Origin of the sequence: Vibrio sp. A1-1 (assembly GCF_021728175.1) — a bacterium.
Taxonomy (GTDB): domain Bacteria; phylum Pseudomonadota; class Gammaproteobacteria; order Enterobacterales; family Vibrionaceae; genus Vibrio; species Vibrio diabolicus.
Genome location: NZ_JAKKCL010000013.1, coordinates 1 through 22,403, shown reverse-complemented (window position 1 = coordinate 22,403; position 22,403 = coordinate 1). Strand labels below are relative to the sequence as shown.

Genomic DNA, 22,403 nt, shown 5'->3' with positions numbered 1-22,403 from the left:
GATTCTATTCGTTATGAATTTAATGAACAAAGTTGACGATTACAAAAGAGGCGCACTCAATGTTAGAGAAGAAAGATGCGATGAGCGCAATTGCTAGCTACCGTATGGAAAGCACTTTGCGTGGTGTAGATTTAAACCTACTGACTGTATTTGATGCTGTGATGCAAGAGCAAAATATTACTCGTGCAGCACATAACTTAGGCATGTCTCAGCCGGCAGTAAGTAATGCCGTGGCACGCCTAAAAGTGATGTTTAACGACGAGCTGTTTATGCGCCAAGGCCGTGGTATTCAGCCAACGCAACGCGCTCGTCAGTTGTTTGGCCCAATTCGCCAAGCATTACAGCTGATTCGTAATGAACTTCCTAGCTCCGTATTCCAACCAGAATCTTCGACTCGCTTATTTAAGTTGGCGATTTGCAGCCCTTGTGACATGCGTTTTGCTCCGAAGATCATGGCAAAAGTGAATCAACAAGCACCAAATGTTCAGCTTCACCTAGATGCAGAATTTGACCGTCTGTTGTCTGAGCGTATGCGCTATCAAGAAATTGATTTCGTGATCGATTATGCTCGCTTTGATGAGCAAGGTTTCTCAAGTACTGAAATCTTCAAAGATGAATTAGTGGTTATCGCGTCAAAAACACACCCACGCATTCAAGGTGGTGTAACGGCCGAGCAACTGCTTAACGAAAAACATGCGAAGTTATCGAAAGTGCACGGTCAACGTAGCTTCTCAGAACAAGCATATCGTGAACTGGATTGCCAAGCCGCGTACGAAGGCTCTAGTCTAAGCAACCTACTATATGTGGTAGGTCAATCTGAGCTTGTGACTATCGCGCCACGTTGGATGGCAGAAAATGCGGTAAACAGTGATCAGCTGCAAATTCTAGACTTCCCATTTGCAAATAAGGAAATCAGCGGCTTCTTAAGTTGGCATGAATCAAGTGAAAAAGATAAAGGCCACATTTGGCTGCGCGATCAACTGATGATCACTTGTGGTGAAGTGGTTGCAGCAAAATAAGATGACGTTTGGTCTTATCGGTTAAGACCATATTGGTAATCATCAATTTTTACAATTCATTGGTCCCCGAGAGATTTTGTCTCTCGGGGCTTTTTGTTTTAGCAATCAACAATCGAAACAGTAAGTTAAATAGAGTAATCATTCAGCAGTTTTGGGTATGTTCGCGACGTATAAGTGATAGTTGTCTCTTATTAGTGATAAGTTTGATACTGGTCAGTTGCGTTTTAGCAAGCCGTGAGTACACTTGTTCGCTCAATTAGCTTACGCCTGTAAGCCAAAAGGTAAGTAAAAGAATGGCCAAGTTAGATTTTCATATCGTTAAACGTATTCGTGAACAAATTGCGAACGGTGGTACACGCGTTGCACTCAAGCATAAAGTGGGTGAGGAATGGCAAGGTATTACGTGGACGCAATTTGGTCAGCAAGTTGATGCTTTATCACTTGCACTTTTGGCTCAGGGATTAGGAGTCCAAGATAAAATCGGCATTTTCTCGAACAACATGCCGCAATGGACGATTGCTGATATTGCAGCGCTACAACTACGCGGCGTAACAGTACCTATTTACCCAACCAATACCGCCGCTCAGTCGGCGTACATCATTGACAACGCAGACGTCAAAGTGCTGTTTGTTGGTGAGCAGCCACAATTTGACGCAGCAGTGAGCATTTTCGACCAGTGCGAGCAGTTAGAGCTCATTGTTGCCATGTCTGATGATATCGAACTTGGCGAGCATGATTTCGTTATCTCTTGGCAAGCATTTGTCGCCAAAGGCGATACCACATACCAAGTTGAATTAGACGCACGTTTAGAGCAAGCAAAGGAAGATGATCTACTTACGCTGATCTACACCTCGGGCACAACAGGCCAACCAAAGGGTGTCATGTTGGACTACGCAAACATTGCGGCGCAATTGGAAGGGCACGATCAACGCTTGAGCCTTTCTCAAAGTGATGTGTCACTGTGTTTCCTTCCGCTGTCACACGTATTTGAACGCGCTTGGACCTTTTATGTGTTGTACAAAGGGGCGACCAACTGCTATTTGCAAGACACCATGCAGGTACGTGATGCACTGAGCCAAGTGCAACCTACCGTGATGTGTGCCGTGCCGCGTTTCTATGAGAAGATCTTCTCTGCGATTCACGAGAAAGTGTCTCGCGCGCCAATTCATCGCAAGATCATGTTTACTTGGGCTGTGAACATGGGCGCAAAAATGGCCGCTTGTCATCAAGAAAAACGTCAGCCATCTCTCATGCTGCGCAAGTCATATGCCCTGGCGGATAAATTGGTTCTGAGCAAGCTGCGTGCGTTACTTGGTGGACAAATCAACTTTATGCCGTGTGGCGGTGCAAAGTTAGATGAAACCATAGGCCGATTCTTCCACGCGATTGGTATCAATGTGAAGTTAGGTTACGGCATGACTGAAACCACGGCGACAGTATCGTGTTGGGATGATAAGTGCTTTAACCCAGACTCTATTGGTATGTCTATGCCTGGCGCGCAAGTGAAGATCGGCGAGAACAACGAGATTCTGGTGCGTGGTCCAATGGTGATGCGTGGCTATTACAAAATGCCAGAAGAGACCGAAAAGACCTTTGATGAGCACGGTTTCCTAAAAACTGGCGATGCGGGTTACATTGATGAAAATGGCAACCTGTTCATCACTGATCGTATCAAAGAGTTGATGAAAACTTCAGGTGGTAAATACATCGCTCCACAAATGATTGAAGGTGCGATTGGTAAAGACCACTTCATCGAGCAAATCGCGGTTATCGCGGACACGCGTAAGTTTGTCTCGGCGCTGATTGTGCCGTGTTTTGATTCTCTTGAAGAGTATGCGAAAGAGCTGAATATCAAGTATCACGATCGCGTTGAATTGATTAAGCATCACCAAGTGGTCGAAATGCTTGAGAAGCGTGTTAACGATCTCCAAAAAGAGTTGGCAAAGTTTGAACAGGTGAAGAAGTTTAAACTGTTACCAAGAGCTTTCTCTATGGATGATGGTGAGTTAACGCCAACTCAAAAACTGCGTCGTAAAGTCATCAATGACAAATACCAAAATGAAATTGAAGAAATGTATAAGGAAAAGTCAGAGAAAAAGTAACTTAAGCTGACTTAGATTTTATATTGATGAAAATATCCCCAGTGATGTGATTGCGCATTACTGGGGATTTTTGTTTGTGTTGATTCTTTCTATTTTGCTCACCAAATACAGCTATTTAGCACCCTATACTTAATAGGTTCTGAAATAATGTTCTTTTTTTGAACGTTAAATTTTTAGGTTGTACTGTGAAATAAGGTAAGTGTGGCTGCTATTCCTACTAACATTCTAATTACTAGCATCTTGTTCAAAAAGTAGACCAATCTCTCATTAGACCCGTTGATAATAAAACGTTACATTTGTTGGGTAACCTTGCGGGATGTTATGACGAACGCAAGACATAGCCGAAAACGTGGAAGTATTTCGATTAGGCTACGAATAAGACCTAGACTATGTAAAACCAGACCAATCCGTTGACCTTACGGTGAGGAAACTGGCTAAGGAGAGCAATTATGACAGCAATGTTGTCAGGCGCAGAGATGGTGGTTCAATCTCTGATAGAAGAGCACGTAGAGCAGATCTTTGGCTACCCAGGTGGCTCCGTTTTGGATATCTACGATGCACTGCATGCCAAAACCGATCAAATCAAACACGTACTTGTAAGGCATGAGCAAGCCGCCACTCATATGGCAGATGGTTACGCTCGCGCTACCGGTAAACCGGGTGTCGTACTGGTATGTTCAGGTCCAGGCGCGACCAATACCATTACAGGTATTGCCACGGCCTATATGGACTCCATCCCAATGATCGTTATCTCGGGTAACGTACCTAATAGCCTAATTGGTAATGATGCTTTCCAAGAATGTGACATCGTTGGTGTTTCTCGCCCAGTGGTCAAACACAGCTTTTTAGTGAAAAAAGCGGAAGATATTCCTGAAACGATCAAGAAAGCGTTTTATATCGCGACCACAGGTCGACCTGGTCCAGTAGTGATTGACTTGCCGAAAGATGTAATGAATCCGCAAATCAAACTGCCTTACCAATACCCAGAAACGCTTTCAATGCGTTCTTACAAGCCGACGACGTCGGGTCATAAAGGCCAGATTAAAAAAGCCCTTAAATCGCTGTTAGAAGCGAAAAAGCCAGTGCTTTATATCGGTGGTGGTGCTGTAATTTCTGGCGCTCATGAACATATTTTAGAGCTCTCCGACAAGCTGAACCTTCCAGTAGTCAGTACGTTGATGGGACTAGGCGCATTCCCTGGAACACATAAAAACTCACTGGGCATGCTGGGTATGCATGGTACTTACGAAGCCAATATGGCGATGCATGAAGCGGATCTCATTTTTGGTATCGGTGTGCGTTTTGATGATCGCACGACGAACAACCTTGAAAAATACTGCCCAAACGCAAAAGTCATGCATATTGATATCGATCCATCATCGATCTCGAAAAACGTGAAAGTGGATTTACCTATCGTAGGCTCTGCGGAAAAAGTGCTCACAACCATGCTTGGCCTGCTGGCAGAGCAAGAAGGTGGGAATGATCAAGATGCTATCACCGCATGGTGGGATGACATTCAGGTGTGGCGTGACCGCAACTGTTTGGCTTATGAGAAGTCACCAGAGCGAATTAAACCACAGCAAGTGATTGAAACCTTACACAAGCTGACCAATGGTGATGCGTATGTTGCTTCTGATGTGGGTCAGCACCAGATGTTTGCAGCACTTTACTACCCATTTAACAAACCACGCCGTTGGATCAACTCGGGTGGATTGGGCACTATGGGATTTGGCCTTCCGGCTGGTATGGGTGTTAAGTTTGCCATGCCACAAGAAGAAGTCGTGGTTGTTACGGGCGATGGCAGTATTCAAATGAATATCCAAGAGCTTTCGACAGCGATGCAATACGACATTCCATTGAAGATCATCAACCTAAACAACCGATTCTTAGGCATGGTAAAACAGTGGCAAGACATTATTTATCAAGGTCGTCACTCTAATTCTTACATGAGTTCTGTTCCTGATTTTGCAGCGATTGCAGAAGCTTATGGTCACGTCGGTATTCGTATCGAAACGCCTGATCAGCTCGAAGAAGGGCTACAAAAAGCGTTGGATATGAAAGATCGTCTGGTGTTTGTGGACATCAACGTAGACGAAACCGAACACGTATACCCGATGCAAATCAAAGGTGAGGGTATGGATAAAATGTGGCTAAGCAAAACGGAGAGAACTTAATATGAGACACATTATTTCATTGCTATTGGAAAACCAACCGGGTGCGTTGTCTCGTGTTGTTGGCTTGTTCTCTCAACGTGGTTACAACATTGAATCTTTGACGGTATCACCGACAGATGATGAAACGCTGTCGCGAATGAACATTACCACGACGTCTGATGAGATGCAGTTGGAGCAAATTCAGAAGCAGTTACACAAATTGATCGATGTGCTGAAAGTACAAGAAGTCACCGAGTATGAACACATCGAACGTGAACTGATGATGGTGAAAGTGAAAGCCAGCGGTTTTGCGCGAGCAGAAGTGAAACGGACGGCAGACATCTTCCGTGGCCAGATCGTGGATGTCACTGCTGCTCAGTACACGGTACAACTTGCGGGCACGAGTGAAAAGTTGGATGCTTTCATTCAAGCGATATCTGAAGTAACTGAAGTCGTCGAAGTTGCTCGTAGTGGGGTAGTGGGCATTGCCCGAGGTGAGCGCGCACTCAAACCGTAATTGTCTAATTGCATATAGAAAAGCCACTTAATCTAAGTGGCTTTTTGTTTAGAAAATAACAATTAATGATATAATTGTCGTTTTAGTAAGCATTATAGGCAGTAGACGCGTGAAAATACCTAAGCGAGTCGGCACATTGTTGGCGACAGCACTATTTTTTAGTGCGCTCACTGCAGTTTACTATTATCAGAAATATCTGACGTTATTAGAGAGTAACGTTGAGAATACCGCTCAAGAAGCATTACACCAACTGGCTTATACTGGTCGCGAATACAACAATATTCAGGATCAAATTGAGACGATCAGCGATCTTCTCGGTCACAGCCAAAGTCTTTACGACTATCTACGTCAGCCGAACCGAGTCAACCTTTCTATCTTAGAAGATATGTGGATCTCGGTTGCGATCAACCAAAAGCTATATAAACAAATTCGTTTTCTTGATATTACCGGTCAGGAAAAAGCACGGATTAATTACGATTTCAAAACGGGTATCGCTGCACCCGCCCTCATATTACATGACAAGTCAGAGCGGGATTATTTTCATTACGCGCAAGGTTTAGGTAATGATGAAATTGCGTCGTGGGGGATTGAGCTGGAGCGAGAAAATGGTGAGCTTGTTTACCCTTATAGCCCTTCATTGCGTATTCTGATGCCGATTTCTCTCAATGGGAAACGCGAAGGGTATCTTGTTCTTAATGTTGATATTGAGTATTTATCTTCTCGACTCAACTACTCACCGGTGCGGGATTTTCATATTGAGCTAATTAAAAGTGATGGCTTTTATATCGCGAGTCCTAAGTCATCACGCTTGTACGGCAATATTATCCCAGCTCGTTCTCAATTTAATTTTGGCCGGATGTACCCCAACATTTGGCGCACGATGATCTCAGAAGTTTCGGGCTATGAGTACAACGGCTCGAATTTGATTGCGTATAGCACGATCCAATTTGTTTCTAGTGAACCACTTCATCTGGTGATTGATCTCACGAATGAGCAATTACTATCTCGATCTCAGCGAGATATTGATGACTTAATCCAAGAAGCGTTTTTTGTATTAAGTTTGGTGTTTGGTTTTACTTTACCAACGACCGCGCTAGCCCTGCACTATCGACGTCATAGTATGGAATCGAAGTTAGCTCGGGCTGCACTTGATGGCATGACTGCGGTGATGATCTCAGATGCGTCGCACCGAATCATTATGGTGAACCAAGAATTTGAAAACATGATGGGCTATTCCACCAAGCATACTCAAGGCTGGAATGCGCATAATCTAATTTTCTTACCGGAAGATCTCGAGTCGACCCTCAATATTTGGAATAAGCTTGCGAACGAGCACGTTTGGGAAGGTGAGGTTCGTTGTCGAACCAAGTTTAATCACGTATTTACCGCCATTATGCGCATTCAGGCAAACTTAACCAAGTCAGGTAAAGTAAGCTATTACATCACGTCGCTGGTGGATATTTCCGAGCAAAAAGAGCTGGAAGAAAAGCTACGCAACCTCAGTGAAAAAGATGGTTTGACGGGCTTGTGGAACCGCCGAAAATTTGAAGAGCAATTAGCGCAATATGCCGGGATTATTGAGCGTTATCCTGACAGTCCCCCAGCGTGTTTGGCGTTGTTTGATATTGACCACTTTAAGCGCATTAACGATGAACTTGGGCACGATGAAGGGGACAAAGTGATTTGCAGTGTCGCTGAGACTCTTCTTAAAGAGGTGCGCAGTACTGACTTTGTGTCTCGTGTCGGTGGTGAGGAATTTGCGGTGATCATGCCGCATACCACACTCGAAGAAGCAGAAGTTGTATTGAACCGGTTACGTGTGGCGGTTCAACTGCGCAGTGATAGAGCGATTACCGTTAGCGCCGGGTATAGTGATTTAACCTCCGATCGCACGCGTACTTATAAATGTGCTGATATTGCCTTGTATGAATCCAAAAGTGCAGGGCGTAACTGCGTATCGCTATGCCATAGTTTCGATGATATTGCTTAGCTCTTTTTCAAAAACAAAAAATCGGGGATAGACCCCGATTTTTATGCTTATTTTAGCCTCAGCGTTATTCGCTAGCCAGTATGCGATATTGGTTGTCGATGGCCGCTTCGATACACTGCATTGACTGTCTCAAATAACGCTCTAGATAACCTAAAGCATCCTGGCTCTTTTTATCTAACGACGTCTTCATCAGCATTTCTTGTTCATCGATATTACAGTGCCCTGGGTTTCCAGTACCTAACATTTGCATAGCAAAATATTGGTAACGCTTAATTTGCGTGAGTAGATCGCGGAAAAAACCAAACATATTGGCAGAGCCAGCGCCTTCAAACAGCGCAGTAAGAAACTGATTATGGCGTTCTTCCCATTCCTTCCAGCAAAAGCTTTCGCCAGATTTAGAGCGGGATAACTTGTGATAAGCGGTTAGGACGTCCAGTTCCCAATTTTCATCGCCAATCACAATTGCTTTATTTAGTAGGCATGCAGAGACCATTTGTAGGCTCTCGTACAAGTCATTCAACTCATCTTTACATACAGGTGCAACCCAGCAGCCTTTTTGCGGCTCCAGTTTGACGTATTTGCTCCACGATAACTGCACCAAAGCTTCGCGAATGGGTGACGCTCCTACGTTGTACTTCTCTTTGAGTTCCGCAACCACGAGTTTTTGACCCGGTTTAAGCACGCCATCGAGAATATCCTGACGGATCATTTTTGATACTTTGTCGGTAAGAGTGGGACTGGACACATACACCTCATAGAAATTTTAATCGTGACGACAAAATTAAACAGTACGCAATTCTGCGCATGGTGAATGATACAGTTAGGCTATTATTAGAGCAAGAAAGCCATATAAAAAAAGAGGGCATAAGCCCTCTTTATCAATCAACTGAAGTATGAAAAGTTCAGTATTATAGTACGTGTACAGAAGCTGTGTTCGTAGTGCCTGAAGCGACTAGAGCACCAGAAACCATCACTACGATGTCGCCTTTGTTACCTAGACCAGACTCTAGAGCAAGCTCTTTACCTGCTACGTAGAATGCGTCAGTGCTTTCGATAGAATCAACAACAACTGGCGTCACACCTTTAGTTAGAACAAGTTGTGCTGCTGTTTTCTTGTTTGTTGTTAGTGCTAGGATGTTTGCAGTTGGGAAGTATTTACGTACTGAACGTGCAGATTTACCACCTTCAGTTGCAACAACGATAAGTGGAGCAGCTAGTTTCTCAGCTGTGTCTACTGCGCCTTTACATACTGCTTCAGTGATGCGTAGACGTGGGCTGTCTAGACGAGAACCTAGCTCAGCTTTTAGAGCTGAATCAGTACGGTTCGCGATTTGAGCCATGATAGTTACCGCTTCAACTGGGTACTTACCTTTAGCAGTTTCACCAGAAAGCATTACTGCGTCAGTACCGTCCATTACCGCGTTAGCAACGTCGCCTGCTTCCGCACGAGTAGGACGTGGGTTGTTGATCATAGAATCAAGCATTTGAGTTGCAGTGATAACCATCTTACGTGCACGGTTACACTTCTCGATCATCATTTTCTGAGCGAAGATTACTTCTTCAGCTGGGATTTCAACACCTAGGTCACCACGAGCAACCATGATGCCGTCAGAAAGCTCTAGGATCTCGTCGAAGTTATCAACACCTTCTTGGTTTTCGATCTTAGAGATGATGTGGATGTTCTCGCCGCCGTTTGCAGCAAGTACTTCACGGATTTCTTGAACGTCAGAAGCTTTACGGATGAAAGAAGCAGCTACGAAGTCAACGCCTTGCTCACAACCGAATTTAAGGTCGTTTTTATCTTTTTCAGATAGAGCAGGTAGGTTTACAGAAACGCCAGGAAGGTTCACACCTTTGTTCTCGCCTAGTGCACCGTTGTTAAGTACTTTACATTTAACTTCTGTTTCAGTCTTAGAGATAACTTCCATCTCGATTAGACCGTCGTCGACTAGGATAGTGTTACCTACGTTTAGGTCTGCTGCGAAACCTGCGTAAGTTACTGCAACTTTATCTTTGTTACCTACAACTGAAGTGTCAGTTGTGAAAGTGAATTCTTGACCAGCTACTAGATCAACGTCGTTACCGCCTTCTAGCTTAATAGTGCGGATTTCTGGACCTTTAGTATCTAGAAGAATTGCTAGTGGTTTGCCAGTAGCTTCCATTACTTTACGGAAGTTCGCGATACGAGTGCCGTGTTCTTCGTAGTCACCGTGAGAGAAGTTAAGACGCATTACGTTCATGCCTGCGTTCACTAGCTCAGTTAGCTTCTCTACAGATTCAGTTTTAGGGCCAATCGTACATACGATTTTGGTCTTTTTCATGGAAGATACTCTCCGGTAAGTATAGTTACAATTTGAAAGTCGGTTGTTTACTCTGAAGTTAGGGCGTTATTGATGACATTTAGTGCCTGTCACCCACCGATTTTTCGCCTCATTATCAGTACTTCAGATTCTGAAAGTCTTTCACCAAGTTTAGTCATTTTATGACTAAAAGATCGGCGATTTTGGTTACCTTTTTGTGACTAATCCCACTTTATATGCAGAAAGTTGCAAAAAAATAGCCTTCAATTCTGTAATTTTTTTTCTTTTCGGTGGCGAATTCTACCACTGAATGAATCCAATATCACTGTTTAAGAATTGTCTTAGGACAAGGTTTTATCGAGAAATATTAATTTTTTGGATCGAAATAAATGGACTTAAAAGTTTCGGTTTGACTATAATAAGTTTCACATCGAAACTTAAATTCAAAACGTAAATGTCGAAACGAAACACTCAACTAAGAAGACACGCCATTTCTAACTTGGTTTCTGAGCTAGGAGAAGTCAGCGTTGACGAACTCGCTCAGAAATTCGAAACCTCAGAGGTCACGATTAGAAAGGATTTAGCTTCTTTAGAGAAAAATGGCCAACTTCTACGCCGCTACGGCGGTGCGATTGCTATCCCAACCGAAGTCATTCACGAAGAATTGAGCGCTAATGTTTCGACTCGAAAGCTAAACTTGGCAAAAGCAGCGGCATCACTGATTCGAGACCATAATCGCATCGTGATCGACAGTGGCAGTACGACGGCTGCGTTGATTCAACAGTTGAATGACAAACGTGGCTTAGTTGTCATGACCAACTCGTTGCATGTTGCTAACGCCCTTAATGAATTAGAGAGCGAACCAACACTGCTGATGACTGGCGGGACTTGGGATACGCACTCAGAATCTTTTCAAGGCAAAGTAGCCGAATCTGTATTACGAGCTTACGATTTTGACCAGCTATTTATCGGTGCGGATGGCATCGATCTCGAACGCGGCACCACAACGTTTAATGAATTGGTTGGTTTGAGTAAGGTGATGGCGGAAGTGTCGCGCGAAGTGATCGTCATGATCGAATCGGAAAAAATCGGTCGTAAGATCCCGAATTTGGAGCTCGCTTGGCATCAAATTGATGTGCTAGTGACGGATGCTGATATTCAGCAAGAACACAAAATACAGATTGAACAACATGGCGTGAAAGTTATTTGCGCCTAATCTAATAATGTAATCAGTTTCATATTTCACTTCCCTCTGAATACAGGCCTTTGCTTGCTGCCTCTATCTGAAACATGGCTAGGGAAGAACAAAACTACAAACGGAGATAAACACATGTGTGGAATCGTAGGTGCAGTAGCACAACGAGATGTTGCAGAAATTTTGGTTGAAGGTCTACGCCGCTTAGAGTACCGCGGTTACGACTCGGCTGGCGTTGCTGTTGTTGATGGCGAGTCAAACCTAACGCGCGTTCGTCGCTTGGGTAAAGTGCAAGAACTGGCTGATGCAGTAGAAGAAGCAAAAGTGATCGGCGGAACGGGTATTGCGCACACTCGTTGGGCGACGCACGGTGAACCATCTGAAGTTAATGCACACCCACATATGTCTGGCGATATTGCTGTTGTACATAACGGTATTATCGAAAACCACGAAGAGCTTCGTGAATTGCTTCAATCTCGTGGTTACGTGTTTGAATCGCAAACGGATACAGAAGTTATCGCACACATGGTTGAGTGGGAACTTCGCACTTCAGAAACGCTACTAGAAGCAGTACAAAAAACAGCAAAACAACTTGAAGGTGCCTACGGTACGGTAGCACTTGATCGTAAAGATCCTTCGCGCATCGTAGTTGCACGTTCAGGCAGCCCGATCGTAATTGGTTTTGGTGTGGGTGAGAACTTCCTGGCTTCTGACCAACTTGCGCTACTGAATGTAACGCGCCGTTTCATGTACCTAGAAGAAGGTGATGTGGCAGAAATCACTCGCCGCGAAGTTACTGTCTTTGACGCAACGGGCGAGCTGGTTGAGCGTGAAATCGTAGAATCTAACGCAGAACATGATGCTGGCGATAAAGGCCAATACCGCCACTTCATGCAAAAAGAAATCTATGAGCAACCTAAAGCGTTGATCAACACAATGGAAGGCCGTATCACGGCAGACTCTGTTGTAACTGATGCGATCGGTGTGCATGCGGCTGACATTCTAAGCAAAGTAGAGCACGTACAGATCGTGGCGTGTGGTACGTCTTACAACGCAGGTATGACAGCGCGTTACTGGTTTGAAGATATTGCTGGCGTGAGCTGTGACGTAGAAATCGCCTCTGAATTCCGTTACCGCAAGTTTGTGACTCGTCCAAACAGCCTATTGATCACGTTGTCTCAGTCTGGTGAAACCGCCGATACGCTAGCAGCACTTCGTCTTGCGAAAGAAAAAGGTTACATGGCGGCAATGACCATTTGTAACGTAGCAGGTTCTTCTTTGGTTCGTGAATCAGATTTTGCTTTCATGACTCGCGCTGGTGTAGAAATCGGCGTGGCTTCAACCAAAGCGTTCACGACTCAGCTTTCTGCACTACTTATGTTGGTAACGGCACTAGGTAAAGAGCAAGGCCGCATCAGCAAAGAGAAAGAAAAAGAGATCGTTGAAGCGCTGCACGCACTTCCTAAGCAAATCAACGCGGCACTTTCTTTCGAGAAAGACATTGAAGCACTAGCGACGGATTTCGCAGACAAGCACCACACACTGTTCCTAGGTCGTGGTGAATTCTATCCAATCGCGATGGAAGCGTCTCTAAAATTGAAAGAGATCTCTTACATCCACGCAGAAGCTTACGCGGCGGGTGAACTGAAACATGGTCCTCTAGCGCTGATTGATGCTGACATGCCTGTTGTTGTGGTTGCACCAAGTAACGACCTACTTGAAAAGCTAAAATCAAACGTTGAAGAAGTACGTGCACGTGGCGGCCTTCTATACGTATTCGCAGATGCAGACGCAGGCTTCGAAGGCGATGAAACAATGAAGATCATCACGATGCCTCACGTTAGTGAAATCACGGCGGCGATCTACTACACCATCCCAATGCAGTTGCTGTCATACTACGTAGCGCTGATCAAAGGTACGGACGTAGACCAACCACGTAACCTAGCGAAAGCGGTAACGGTTGAGTAATTACGCTTAACAGCAAAAATCCCAATGTCGGTGGACAACAAAGTTTGAAACTCGAACAATAAAGATTAGAACTATGACAATAAAGTACGAAACTTTTCGGTGCCATTTGTCGTAGTTTGCCTTCTTCTCTGAGACGATTTTGCCCCATTATCATTTTCGAATGAAACTACCTATGTTTAGATAGGATGAATTTTCGATTAGTCTTACTAATGATAAACGATGTGCTTAGAGCCAGCTATTTTACTCCTTTTTAATGTTGTCTACCAAAGGGATGGGTACAGTATCCTAACCCCTTAGTTTGAAACTATTTTTTCATTTTAGTTTACTTGACAAATGGCTTGTAAAACTGGGGTTTGGTATGATGTTTGATTAATACCAAATTATGATGAGAACTAGAAAAAATGGTTAGAAATGTTGGCGATAAAGCTTTTTTTGAAACGCTATGGGAATCAGCCGTGGCGTTGCGTGGTGCGTTGCAACCATCAGAATACAAACACCCTGTACTGGCACTTCTTTTCTTTAAGTACGTAAGTGACTCTTTTGGCGAGTTCCGCAACGATGCTCAAGAATGGATTAAAGACGAAGACCATGAGTTCTTCGAAATGGATATCGACGATCCAGACTTGTATGAAGCAGCAAACATCTTCTGGGTTCCAGAAGTAGCTCGTTGGGAATATCTTGTAGCCAATGCAAAACAACCAAACTTTGCGAAGATTTTGGATGATGCCTCTAAGGCAATCGAAGATAACAACCCTGATCTAAAAGACATGCTTTACCGTGGGTTTGGCCTACTTAAAATCCCATCAAGCAAGCTGGGTGAGCTGGTTGACCTGCTTGGTACTCTGAGCTTCAACAACAAAGAGCATCGCTCTGCTGATGTTCTAGGTATGGCGTATGAATTCTTCCTGGGTAAATTTGCTCTTGCAGAAGGTTCAGATGCAGGTGCCTTCTTCACTTCTGAATCTATCGTAAAAACACTTGTTGAAATCATCGCTCCGACGCGAGGCATTCTATACGAGCCAGCGATTGGTTCTGGCGGCATGGTGGCATGGTCTGAGAAGTTCATGGAAAACCATGGTGGTGAGCGCGGTGATATCAGTGTTTACGGCCAAGAATACACATACACCACATGGAAGATGGCAGCGATGAACCTGCTTATCCGTGGTATCGATTTCGATTTGGGGGCAGAGAATGCCGATACACTTCTAAATGATTTACATAAAGATGTTCGTGCTGACTACATCCTGGCGAACCCGCCGTTCAACCAAGAGAAATGGGGCGCAAGCAAAGTGGCAAATGATGTTCGCTGGAAGTGGGGAACACCAACAGATAGCAATGCTAACTATGCTTGGATCCAACACATGCTTTACCATCTAAATGATACTGGTCGTGCAGGTGTGGTAATGGCGAATGGTGCCATGACATCGACAGCGAATACGGAAGGTGACATTCGTAAGGCCATCATTGAAGATGATCTGGTTGAGTGTATGGTTGCTCTACCGCCGAAGCTATTCATTAACACTCAGATCCCTTCATGTCTGTTTATCTTCAACAAGAACAAAAAGCGTAAAGGTGAAACTCTCTTCATTGATGCTCGTCATCTGGGTCGTCTAGAGTCTCGTGCTCAGTTAGTATTCGACCAACATCATGTCGATGAAATTGCGCAGACTTACCACGCTTGGGCTAAAACAGAATTCTCTGTGAAGGCATACGAAGATACTCCTGGCTTCTGCAAGTCGGCCAAGTTTGAAGATATTCAAAAAGCAGGTTTTGCTCTCTCTCCTGGGCGCTATGTTGGTGCAGCGGAAGTCGAAGAAGATGAGGCTTCATATCAAGAAGATATGGCTATCCTAACTGAGCAGTTGTCTGAGCAGATTACTAAATCGGTTACTCTTGATGAGCAAATTAAGGTTTCGCTTGCGGAGGTTGGGTATGATATTTGATATTGAAAAATACTCAAAAATCCCTGATGGGTGGTCAAAGGTCAAGCTGTCTGATCTAGCAGATTTTAATGCTAAGTCTTGGTCAAAAAAAGATAAGCCCGAAACCATCAACTATATAGATATTTCCTCGGTATCTACAGGTAAAGTTGCAGAGCCAACTGAAATGAAGTTTGATAGCGCCCCCTCAAGGGCACGTAGAAAAGTAGATAAAGGTGATATCATCATTTCTACTGTTAGGCCAAACTTAAAACAGTTTGCATTGCTAGATTTTAACAATGACAACCTAACGGCATCGACAGGCTTTTGCACAATAACCCCAAAAAAACCTGAATATACTTGGTTGATTTATTCCGTTGTAACAACGGATATTTTTACAGAGCATCTAGTTCGTGTAGCTCAAGGCGCTGCGTATCCAGCCATTAAACCTTCTGATATCTCCGAAGCATATATTGGCCTACCTCCTCAGGAAGAATTGCACAAATTAAACGCACTGATTGGGGCATTATGGCAAAAGCAAACGATCAATGAAGCCATGAATCAGACCTTAGAAAAGCTCGCTCAGCGCATCTTTAAGTCTTGGTTTATCGATTTTGATCCAGTGAAGGCGAACAAGGAAGGTCTGCCTTTCGATGGTTTGTCGCCTGAAATCCAAGCTTTGTTCCCAAGCGAGTTTGAAGATTCTGAGCTGGGGATGATTCCGAAGGGGTGGGAAGTTAAGCCTTTTTCAAGCATTGCTAAGCTACAAACCAAATCAGCTAAACCAGCTTTAGAGCCTGAAAAGGAATGGGTTCATTACAGTATCCCTGCATATGATGAAACTCAATTCCCAACGCTGGATTTAGGCGAAACAATTAAAAGCAATAAGTACAAAATGCTTGAAAATACTATTCTAGTTTCAAAGCTGAATCCAAGATTTAAGCGTATCTGGTTCCCTTATATTGAATCTAATGACACAAGCTCTGTTTGCTCCACAGAGTTCATGCAATTTATACCTATGCATGAAGACTGGTATGCATACACACTGTCTTATGTGATTTCCAACAGGTTTCAATCAGAGATGCTGAAAACTGTTAGTGGCACAACAGGTTCAAGGCAAAGAGCACAACCAAAAGAAGTTTCTGTTATACCTGCGCTAATACCAAGCTCTGAAATATTAGAGTCCTTCTCTGGCGTTGCTTTGCCATTGATTCGACGCCATCAAGACAACCTTGTTCAGATTCATACACTCAAAAACTTGCGAGACCGATTACTTCCTAAATTGGTTTCAGGTCAAATTTCTGTAGGTGAAGCAGAACAGGAGCTTGCAGAAGCGGTATAACTGGAAGTCCGAGTCCTGCATTTGGGGCTCGGACTGGCTATTCATATTCATAACAAAAACAATAAATAAGAATGGATATAATATGAAAATAACGGAAGAAATGCTAGAAGACCATTGTATGGTCTGGTTTGGACGCCTCGGCTACCAAACGTTAAACGGCAGTGAGCTAGAGCCTAAAGGCAGTACGCCAGAGCGAGAGTCGCTCTCTGACGTCGTTCTCAAACCTCGACTCCGCCAAGCTCTACTGAATATCAACTCACATTTGCCAGAAGAATGTATCGATACAGCCATTGGTATCTTGCTCAATACAGTACCGTCTGTTGAACGTGCTAACCACACATTCCATCGTCAAATCATCGAAGGTATTCAAGTTGAGTATGAGGACGAACGTGGGCATCCTGTGGGAGATAAGGTCAGGCTGGTTGATTTCAATAATGAGCACAATAACTGGTTGGCCGTGAGGCAATTTTCAGTCAATGGTGTCACCAATGGTGAGATCGATAACCGCAGACCAGACATCGTCGTATTTCTAAACGGCTTACCAATTTCACTTCTTGAACTCAAAAATCCTGCCGATACCAAAGCTGATGTATGGCGAGCGTACAATCAAGTTCAGACCTACAAGCAAGCCATCAAAGATCTATTTGTCTTTAACGAGTCCCTAATTATCTCAGATGGGACTGAAGCCTACATTGGCTCACTGACGGCCAATAGAGACCGATTTACTCCTTGGAGAACGATTGACGGCTCTCGTGATGACACTGTCGATACATTGGCCCTTGAGGTGATGGTTCGCGGATTCTTCAATCAAGAACTTTTTCTCGATTACCTTCAATACTATGTCTCATTCGAAATCGATAATGAGAAGGTCATTAAGAAGATCGCTGGCTATCACCAATTCCATGGTGTTCGCGCTGCGGTTGAAAGTACGATTCGAGCAACTCGCCATGATGGCGACCAACGGTGCGGTGTCTACTGGCACACTCAAGGCTCTGGCAAGTCACTCTCGATGACATTTTACAGCGCTAAGCTGATGGCATCGCCATCAATGAATAACCCAACGATTGTTGTCGTGACTGACCGTAACGATCTCGATGAGCAGCTCTTCGAAACATTTGCTGAGAATGCAGAGCTACTTGGCGATACTCCTGTTCAAGCCAAAGATCGAGATGAACTGAGAGAGCTGTTAAATAATCGTCCATCTGGCGGCATCATCTTCACAACCATGCAGAAGTTTGCTCCACCTAAGGGAGAAACTCGCTGTAAGCCACTCACAGAACGCTATAACATCGTTGTTGCAGCAGATGAAGCTCACCGTTCACAGTATGGCTTGAAGGCTCGTGTAGACAAGAAAACTAGTGAAATGAAATATGGCTACGCTCAGCATCTTCGGGACTCGTTACCCAATGCAGGTTTCATTGGTTTCACTGGTACGCCAATTGAAATGGAAGACAAGGATACTCGTGTCGTCTTTGGTGATGATGTTTCTGTTTACGACATCGAGCAGGCTCAAAAAGACGGTGCAACCAAACCGCTTTATTATGAGAGCCGTCTAATCAAGCTTGATATGAGCAAGAGCACAAATGAGGAAGACGTAGACTCCAAAGTTGATGAGTTGGTTGCTGAATATGATGAAGATGTTCAAGCTAAGGCCAAAACTCGCAATGCGGCATTAGAGGCTCTAGTTTGTGCTGAAGACCGTGTAGACCGCCTAGTTCGCGACTTACTGAAGCATTTTGCCTCTCGCGAAGAGACGTCACTATCAAAAGCGATGATGGTCTGCATTAGTCGTGAGGCGTGTGTTCAGGTCTACGATAAGATTGCTGAACTCAAGCCTGATTGGGCAAACGACGATCCAGAAAAAGGCTGCATGAAGGTCATCATGACAGGCACATCTGATGACCCTGCCAAGTACCAAAAGCATATCCATAAAAAGCCAATTCAGAAGAAGATCGCTAAGCGAGTTAAAGATCCTGAAGATGAACTGAAACTGGTCATTGTTTGCGATATGTGGCTGACAGGTTTTGATGCGCCTTGTTTGAATACCATGTATATCGACAAGCCGCTCAAAGGCCATAACTTGATGCAGGCTATCGCTCGTGTTAACCGTGTATTCCGCGATAAAGAAGGTGGTTTGATTGTCGATTACTTAGGTATCGCGCCTGAGCTTCGCAATGCAATTGCGAACTACACAGCAAGCGGTAACGGGTCTCCGACAATTGACCTGGCTGAAGCTTTAGCCGTCACTATGACCAAGCTAGATGTTTGCCGTGGGATCATGCATGGCTTCGACTACAGCGATTATCGAACCAATACACTTGGCTTGCTCGCAGGTGCCATGAACCACATTCTTAACCTGGAAGATGGTAAGAAGCGGTTCGATAAAGCGGCCCTGTCACTCTCTAAGGCATTCAGTTTATGTAGCAGCATGGATGAGGCCAAATGCATCAAAGAAGAGATCGCCTTCTTTGAAACGCTACGCGCAGCTATTAAGAAGTCCACTACCTCAAAGCAACGAATGTCTGATGAGAATGTTCAAACGGCATTAAGACAGGTTGTGTCTGAAACTATCGTTTCTGGCGAGATAGTTGATGTCTTCCAGTCCGCAGGATTGAACAAGCCAAACATTAGCATCCTCGATGATGAGTTCCTTGCTGAAGTCGAGAAAAGTGAGCACAAGAACCTAGCAGTAGAGATGCTCAAAAAGCTCATTCAAGATGAGATAAAGACGCGCACGGTTAAGAATGCTGTCGCTTACAAGACGTTCTCTGAGATGTTACGTAACTCCCTTGATAAATACCGTAACCGTTCGGTTGAGACTAGCGTAGTTATTGAAGAACTGATTAAGCTGGCTAAAGAGTTACGGGAGTCAGCAGATCGCGGTGAAGATCTGAACTTAACCAAAGAAGAATTGGCCTTCTTTGATGCACTAATTGCCAATGATTCTGCTCGTGAGGCAATGCAGCAGAAAGACATTCTGACTATTGCTAGAAAGCTTGCTGAGGAGATTCGCAAGAGTGCACAACCAGACTGGGCCAAGCGAAAAAACCTTCGAGCGAAGATGAGGCTCAAGATTAAGCAGATACTTAAACGTACTGGATACCCGCCTGATGAGCAGGCGGAAGCTGTCGAGCTTGTTTTAGAGCAGGCAGAGCTGGTAAACCCATAAAAACTTATTATTGATTGCCACCTTTGTCCTGCAAGGGTGGTGCAATAGTTTTTCTCATGTGTGATCAGCCAGATTATCTAAAAAGGCAAATGATAATTGTCCATCAACGTGTCAGCTTGCTCTTAGCTGGCACGAAAATGCCCCAAAATCGTTCAGAGCTAATACTCTACACATTTAGGGGGTGTGCGTTTACCCTACTAAAAGTTATTCGATGGAGTTGATAATTTTTCATTCTCGTCATTAGGAGACATCTTGCAGTCTAACCTTCCCTTCATGTGGTATAACTTATTGATTATCAGTTGAGTTAATATGAAAAAGACTGCACTATCGAAGGATGAAAGACGACTATGTGTCGCCTAATAAGCGTTATGTGTCCGGACATTTTCAGAGAGAAATTTTAGTGTTAGACCTAAGCAAGAAAGTAGTAGAAATCGAAAAGCTATTGGAAGAAGGTTCAGATGCCAGTATCACTTATGCAGCATTAGAATGTAGGTTGACTATCGAATATATTTGTTACGAGAGATTTAAACAATTTTATTCATATTTGTCTCCTAAAGACATTAAGAAATGGCCACCTAAACACGTAGTTAAACAAGTTTCTGAAGACGTTTCTGACATCATCAATGATGAAGTCACGGTTAGTGTTGCTTCAATTGGCGGTAAAATAAATGAATTAGTAACCCAAGATGATTATGAAAAACTTGATTATAAAACCCTTGGTACCCAAAAATCTGTAGATTTGTCGAAAGCGCATAAGTTGTGGAATTCTTTGTCTGGACTAGCATTACATGTACATCTGCCTTCAGTTGATGATGAAGTGCAAAAGTTTTACGGAAGTACCGAGGAAATCAAGAGTAAAATTAAGGCTGCTCTTGATTTATTCAATGAGATTAAGAAAGGGAACCTTATAATTGGAGGATATGTTGGTGAAACATTCAATATAGAATGTGTTTCATGTAATGCTATTATAAAAAAGCCTGCAATGAAGCTAAAATCTGGAAGCGTGATAGTTAACTGTATATCCCCAAATTGCCCTGAAAGTTATTTAGTTAACTATGTGAATGGTGACTACGTCACAGAAAGAAATGTTTTTAAGTTTAAGTGCAATGACTGTGGTCATGATCTCGATGTCCCTCATCAAACTTTTGCCAAGTTACACTTGAATAGTCGCCTAGAAATTAAATGTGGCATTTGCCAAAGCAAAACTTCAGTAATAATGAGACCATTAGTCAAAGTTGAAAAAAACACATAACAAACGCTTAAAGACGGATTCGCAACGCGTGGCGTTTTCACTATGCGTTGATTCTAGTGATTGAGGTGGTATGCGGAAACATCGTATTGCGTTGCTCACCACTTAAGCGGGCGTTAAATATCCACTGTGATTCCGATGTAATTAAATTGAGGTGCGTAAATGTACAAAAAAATATTAGTGTTAGTGTTGATTCTGTTGCCAATATCAGCGTTCGCAAAGTGGAATGTTACTGATAAAGTAGATGAGTTTACTGATACAAAAACGAAATATATGACTTACAACGATGCCAGTCATAACATTCAAATTAGTAGAAATTTAGATACCGGATATGTTTGGTTTTTTATTACAAGAAAAGATATAGGCTCATTTGAACCTGATACTCTTATAGAAATGCGTGTCGATAAGAATAAAACTAAAGAAATAAATCCTAAATTTCTTAAACGCTTAGGTTCTAGTGTTGGACAATCTTTCTACCAATGGGAGCCTAGCACAATCGCTTTTAGTGTTTGGCATGGTAAGGAAGACCAAGTGAAAAAATGTGGTTTTATTAGTGAGTTATTATCAGGTAGTGAGTTAAAAATCAGATATAGAATTAACTCTTTAGAAACCCACTCAACAAGTGTTAGTTTAAATGGAGCTAAAGAAGCATTAATTAGCACGTTAGAGTTGACAGTTTGTGGGAAGTCATAAGGCTATTCAACAAGGCGTTAAAGAGGGACAGCCAACGCGAGGCATTTTTATCATGCGTTGGTTTTTGTGGTTAAGGTGTTATGCGGAGGCTTGGTAGTGGCGTTGGCTGCCCCTTAACGCGTTATAGCGCAATACAAAATTTGAATTTAGGAAGATAATAATGAATAAATCAATCATATTTGGTTCACTGGTGATTGGCGCTTGTGTTGTCGCTAGCCCTTTTATTTATGATTCGGTTAAAACGGCAAAGCATGAAGAACAGCGTGAAAAAATTGCAGTGCAGATGGAAATTACAGATGTCACAGCTCTAGAAAGTGCTGCAAATCTTTACAAAGAATCAAAAGGTAAATGCCCAAGTAAAGCTTCTGACATGGTAGGAGTGACCATAAAAAGAGAACCCAAAGATCGCTTAGGTTTGGAATACGAAACAGTAGGAGACTGTCAGTTTAAGTCTTTTAAAGGAATAACTTCGAGCAGCCTTTGAGTTGCTCTATAACAAATTGTTCAAGAGTGATTCGGCACGCGTGGCATTTTTACCATGCGTTGGCTTTAGTGTTTAAGGTGGTATGCGGAAGCTTCGGTATTGCGTGCCTCACCTTAATTGGACTATACATTTTAACCAAACTAAGGAGTAATCTTGGATTTACTAACTTCTTTGATCGTAATCGTTCACCAAGGTAACTTGACTTGATATTAACGGAGGGCGAGAGCCGCCTATAGATCAAAGACGTTGGGGTACGCTCTCTTCGCCACAACAGCCGTGATGATTTCACTCAACACTGACATT

General features: G+C 43.4%; 15 protein-coding genes. 13 read left to right on the top strand and 2 right to left on the bottom strand.

The annotated features are described in order from the left end of the window. Positions 1 to 59 precede the first annotated feature (59 nt). From calR to L3V30_RS17270, 5 genes are all read left to right on the top strand, one after another. A complete protein-coding gene (gene calR / locus L3V30_RS17290; RefSeq protein WP_005379693.1) occupies positions 60 to 1,019 on the top strand; it encodes a LysR family transcriptional regulator CalR in 960 nt (319 codons plus the stop codon). 293 nt (positions 1,020 to 1,312) lie between these two features. Beyond that, the gene (locus L3V30_RS17285; RefSeq protein WP_237309388.1) at positions 1,313 to 3,121 is read left to right on the top strand and encodes a long-chain fatty acid--CoA ligase; all 1,809 of its coding nucleotides are present in this window, start codon (positions 1,313 to 1,315) and stop codon (positions 3,119 to 3,121) included. Positions 3,122 to 3,570: 449 nt separating this feature from the next. Continuing rightward, positions 3,571 to 5,295: an acetolactate synthase 3 large subunit gene (locus L3V30_RS17280; RefSeq protein WP_237309387.1), complete on the top strand. Its 1,725-nt coding sequence runs from the start codon at positions 3,571 to 3,573 to the stop codon at positions 5,293 to 5,295. 1 nt (position 5,296) lies between these two features. Then, positions 5,297 to 5,791 carry an acetolactate synthase small subunit gene (gene ilvN / locus L3V30_RS17275; protein ID WP_005392253.1) on the top strand — a complete coding sequence of 165 codons (495 nt, stop codon included), beginning with the start codon at positions 5,297 to 5,299 and terminating at the stop codon, positions 5,789 to 5,791. A gap of 109 nt (positions 5,792 to 5,900) precedes the next feature. Then, the gene (locus L3V30_RS17270) at positions 5,901 to 7,781 is read left to right on the top strand and encodes a diguanylate cyclase (RefSeq protein WP_237309386.1); all 1,881 of its coding nucleotides are present in this window, start codon (positions 5,901 to 5,903) and stop codon (positions 7,779 to 7,781) included. A 64-nt stretch (positions 7,782 to 7,845) separates the two neighbouring features. On the opposite strand, the gene L3V30_RS17265 is transcribed toward L3V30_RS17270, so the two are convergent. Together L3V30_RS17265 and pykF are read right to left on the bottom strand one after the other, a co-directional pair. After that, on the bottom strand, positions 7,846 to 8,532 hold the full coding sequence (locus tag L3V30_RS17265) for a GntR family transcriptional regulator (RefSeq protein ID WP_006742739.1): 687 nt from the start codon (positions 8,530 to 8,532) through the stop codon (positions 7,846 to 7,848). Positions 8,533 to 8,689: 157 nt separating this feature from the next. Further along, positions 8,690 to 10,102: a pyruvate kinase PykF gene (gene pykF / locus L3V30_RS17260; protein WP_005392243.1), complete on the bottom strand. Its 1,413-nt coding sequence runs from the start codon at positions 10,100 to 10,102 to the stop codon at positions 8,690 to 8,692. A gap of 433 nt (positions 10,103 to 10,535) precedes the next feature. Here pykF and L3V30_RS17255 point away from each other — a divergent pair, with 433 nt between their 5' ends. The 8 genes from L3V30_RS17255 (at position 10,536) to L3V30_RS17210 (ending at position 22,100) form a co-directional block, all read left to right on the top strand. Continuing rightward, complete coding sequence (locus L3V30_RS17255) at positions 10,536 to 11,297, top strand: DeoR family transcriptional regulator (protein WP_005392240.1); 762 nt, start codon at positions 10,536 to 10,538, stop codon at positions 11,295 to 11,297. A 114-nt stretch (positions 11,298 to 11,411) separates the two neighbouring features. Continuing rightward, positions 11,412 to 13,244: a glutamine--fructose-6-phosphate transaminase (isomerizing) gene (gene glmS / locus L3V30_RS17250; protein ID WP_114323111.1), complete on the top strand. Its 1,833-nt coding sequence runs from the start codon at positions 11,412 to 11,414 to the stop codon at positions 13,242 to 13,244. A 401-nt stretch (positions 13,245 to 13,645) separates the two neighbouring features. Beyond that, positions 13,646 to 15,187, top strand: a complete 1,542-nt coding sequence (locus tag L3V30_RS17245) for a class I SAM-dependent DNA methyltransferase (protein ID WP_237309385.1) — start codon at positions 13,646 to 13,648, stop codon at positions 15,185 to 15,187. Further along, positions 15,177 to 16,505 carry a restriction endonuclease subunit S gene (locus L3V30_RS17240; protein ID WP_237309384.1) on the top strand — a complete coding sequence of 443 codons (1,329 nt, stop codon included), beginning with the start codon at positions 15,177 to 15,179 and terminating at the stop codon, positions 16,503 to 16,505. Before L3V30_RS17245 ends, L3V30_RS17240 begins: the two co-directional genes overlap by 11 nt. Before the next feature lie 82 nt (positions 16,506 to 16,587). After that, entirely contained in the window at positions 16,588 to 19,674 is a 3,087-nt protein-coding gene (locus L3V30_RS17235) for a type I restriction endonuclease subunit R (RefSeq protein ID WP_237309383.1), read from the top strand. A 334-nt stretch (positions 19,675 to 20,008) separates the two neighbouring features. Further along, the gene (locus L3V30_RS17230; RefSeq protein ID WP_237309382.1) at positions 20,009 to 20,926 is read left to right on the top strand and encodes a hypothetical protein; all 918 of its coding nucleotides are present in this window, start codon (positions 20,009 to 20,011) and stop codon (positions 20,924 to 20,926) included. A 159-nt stretch (positions 20,927 to 21,085) separates the two neighbouring features. After that, positions 21,086 to 21,616, top strand: coding sequence for a hypothetical protein (locus L3V30_RS17220; RefSeq protein ID WP_140150478.1), 531 nt, complete (start codon positions 21,086 to 21,088; stop codon positions 21,614 to 21,616). A gap of 160 nt (positions 21,617 to 21,776) precedes the next feature. Further along, positions 21,777 to 22,100 (top strand): hypothetical protein, encoded by a 324-nt coding sequence (locus L3V30_RS17210; protein ID WP_012774869.1) that lies wholly within the window; start codon positions 21,777 to 21,779, stop codon positions 22,098 to 22,100. Positions 22,101 to 22,403 lie beyond the last annotated feature (303 nt).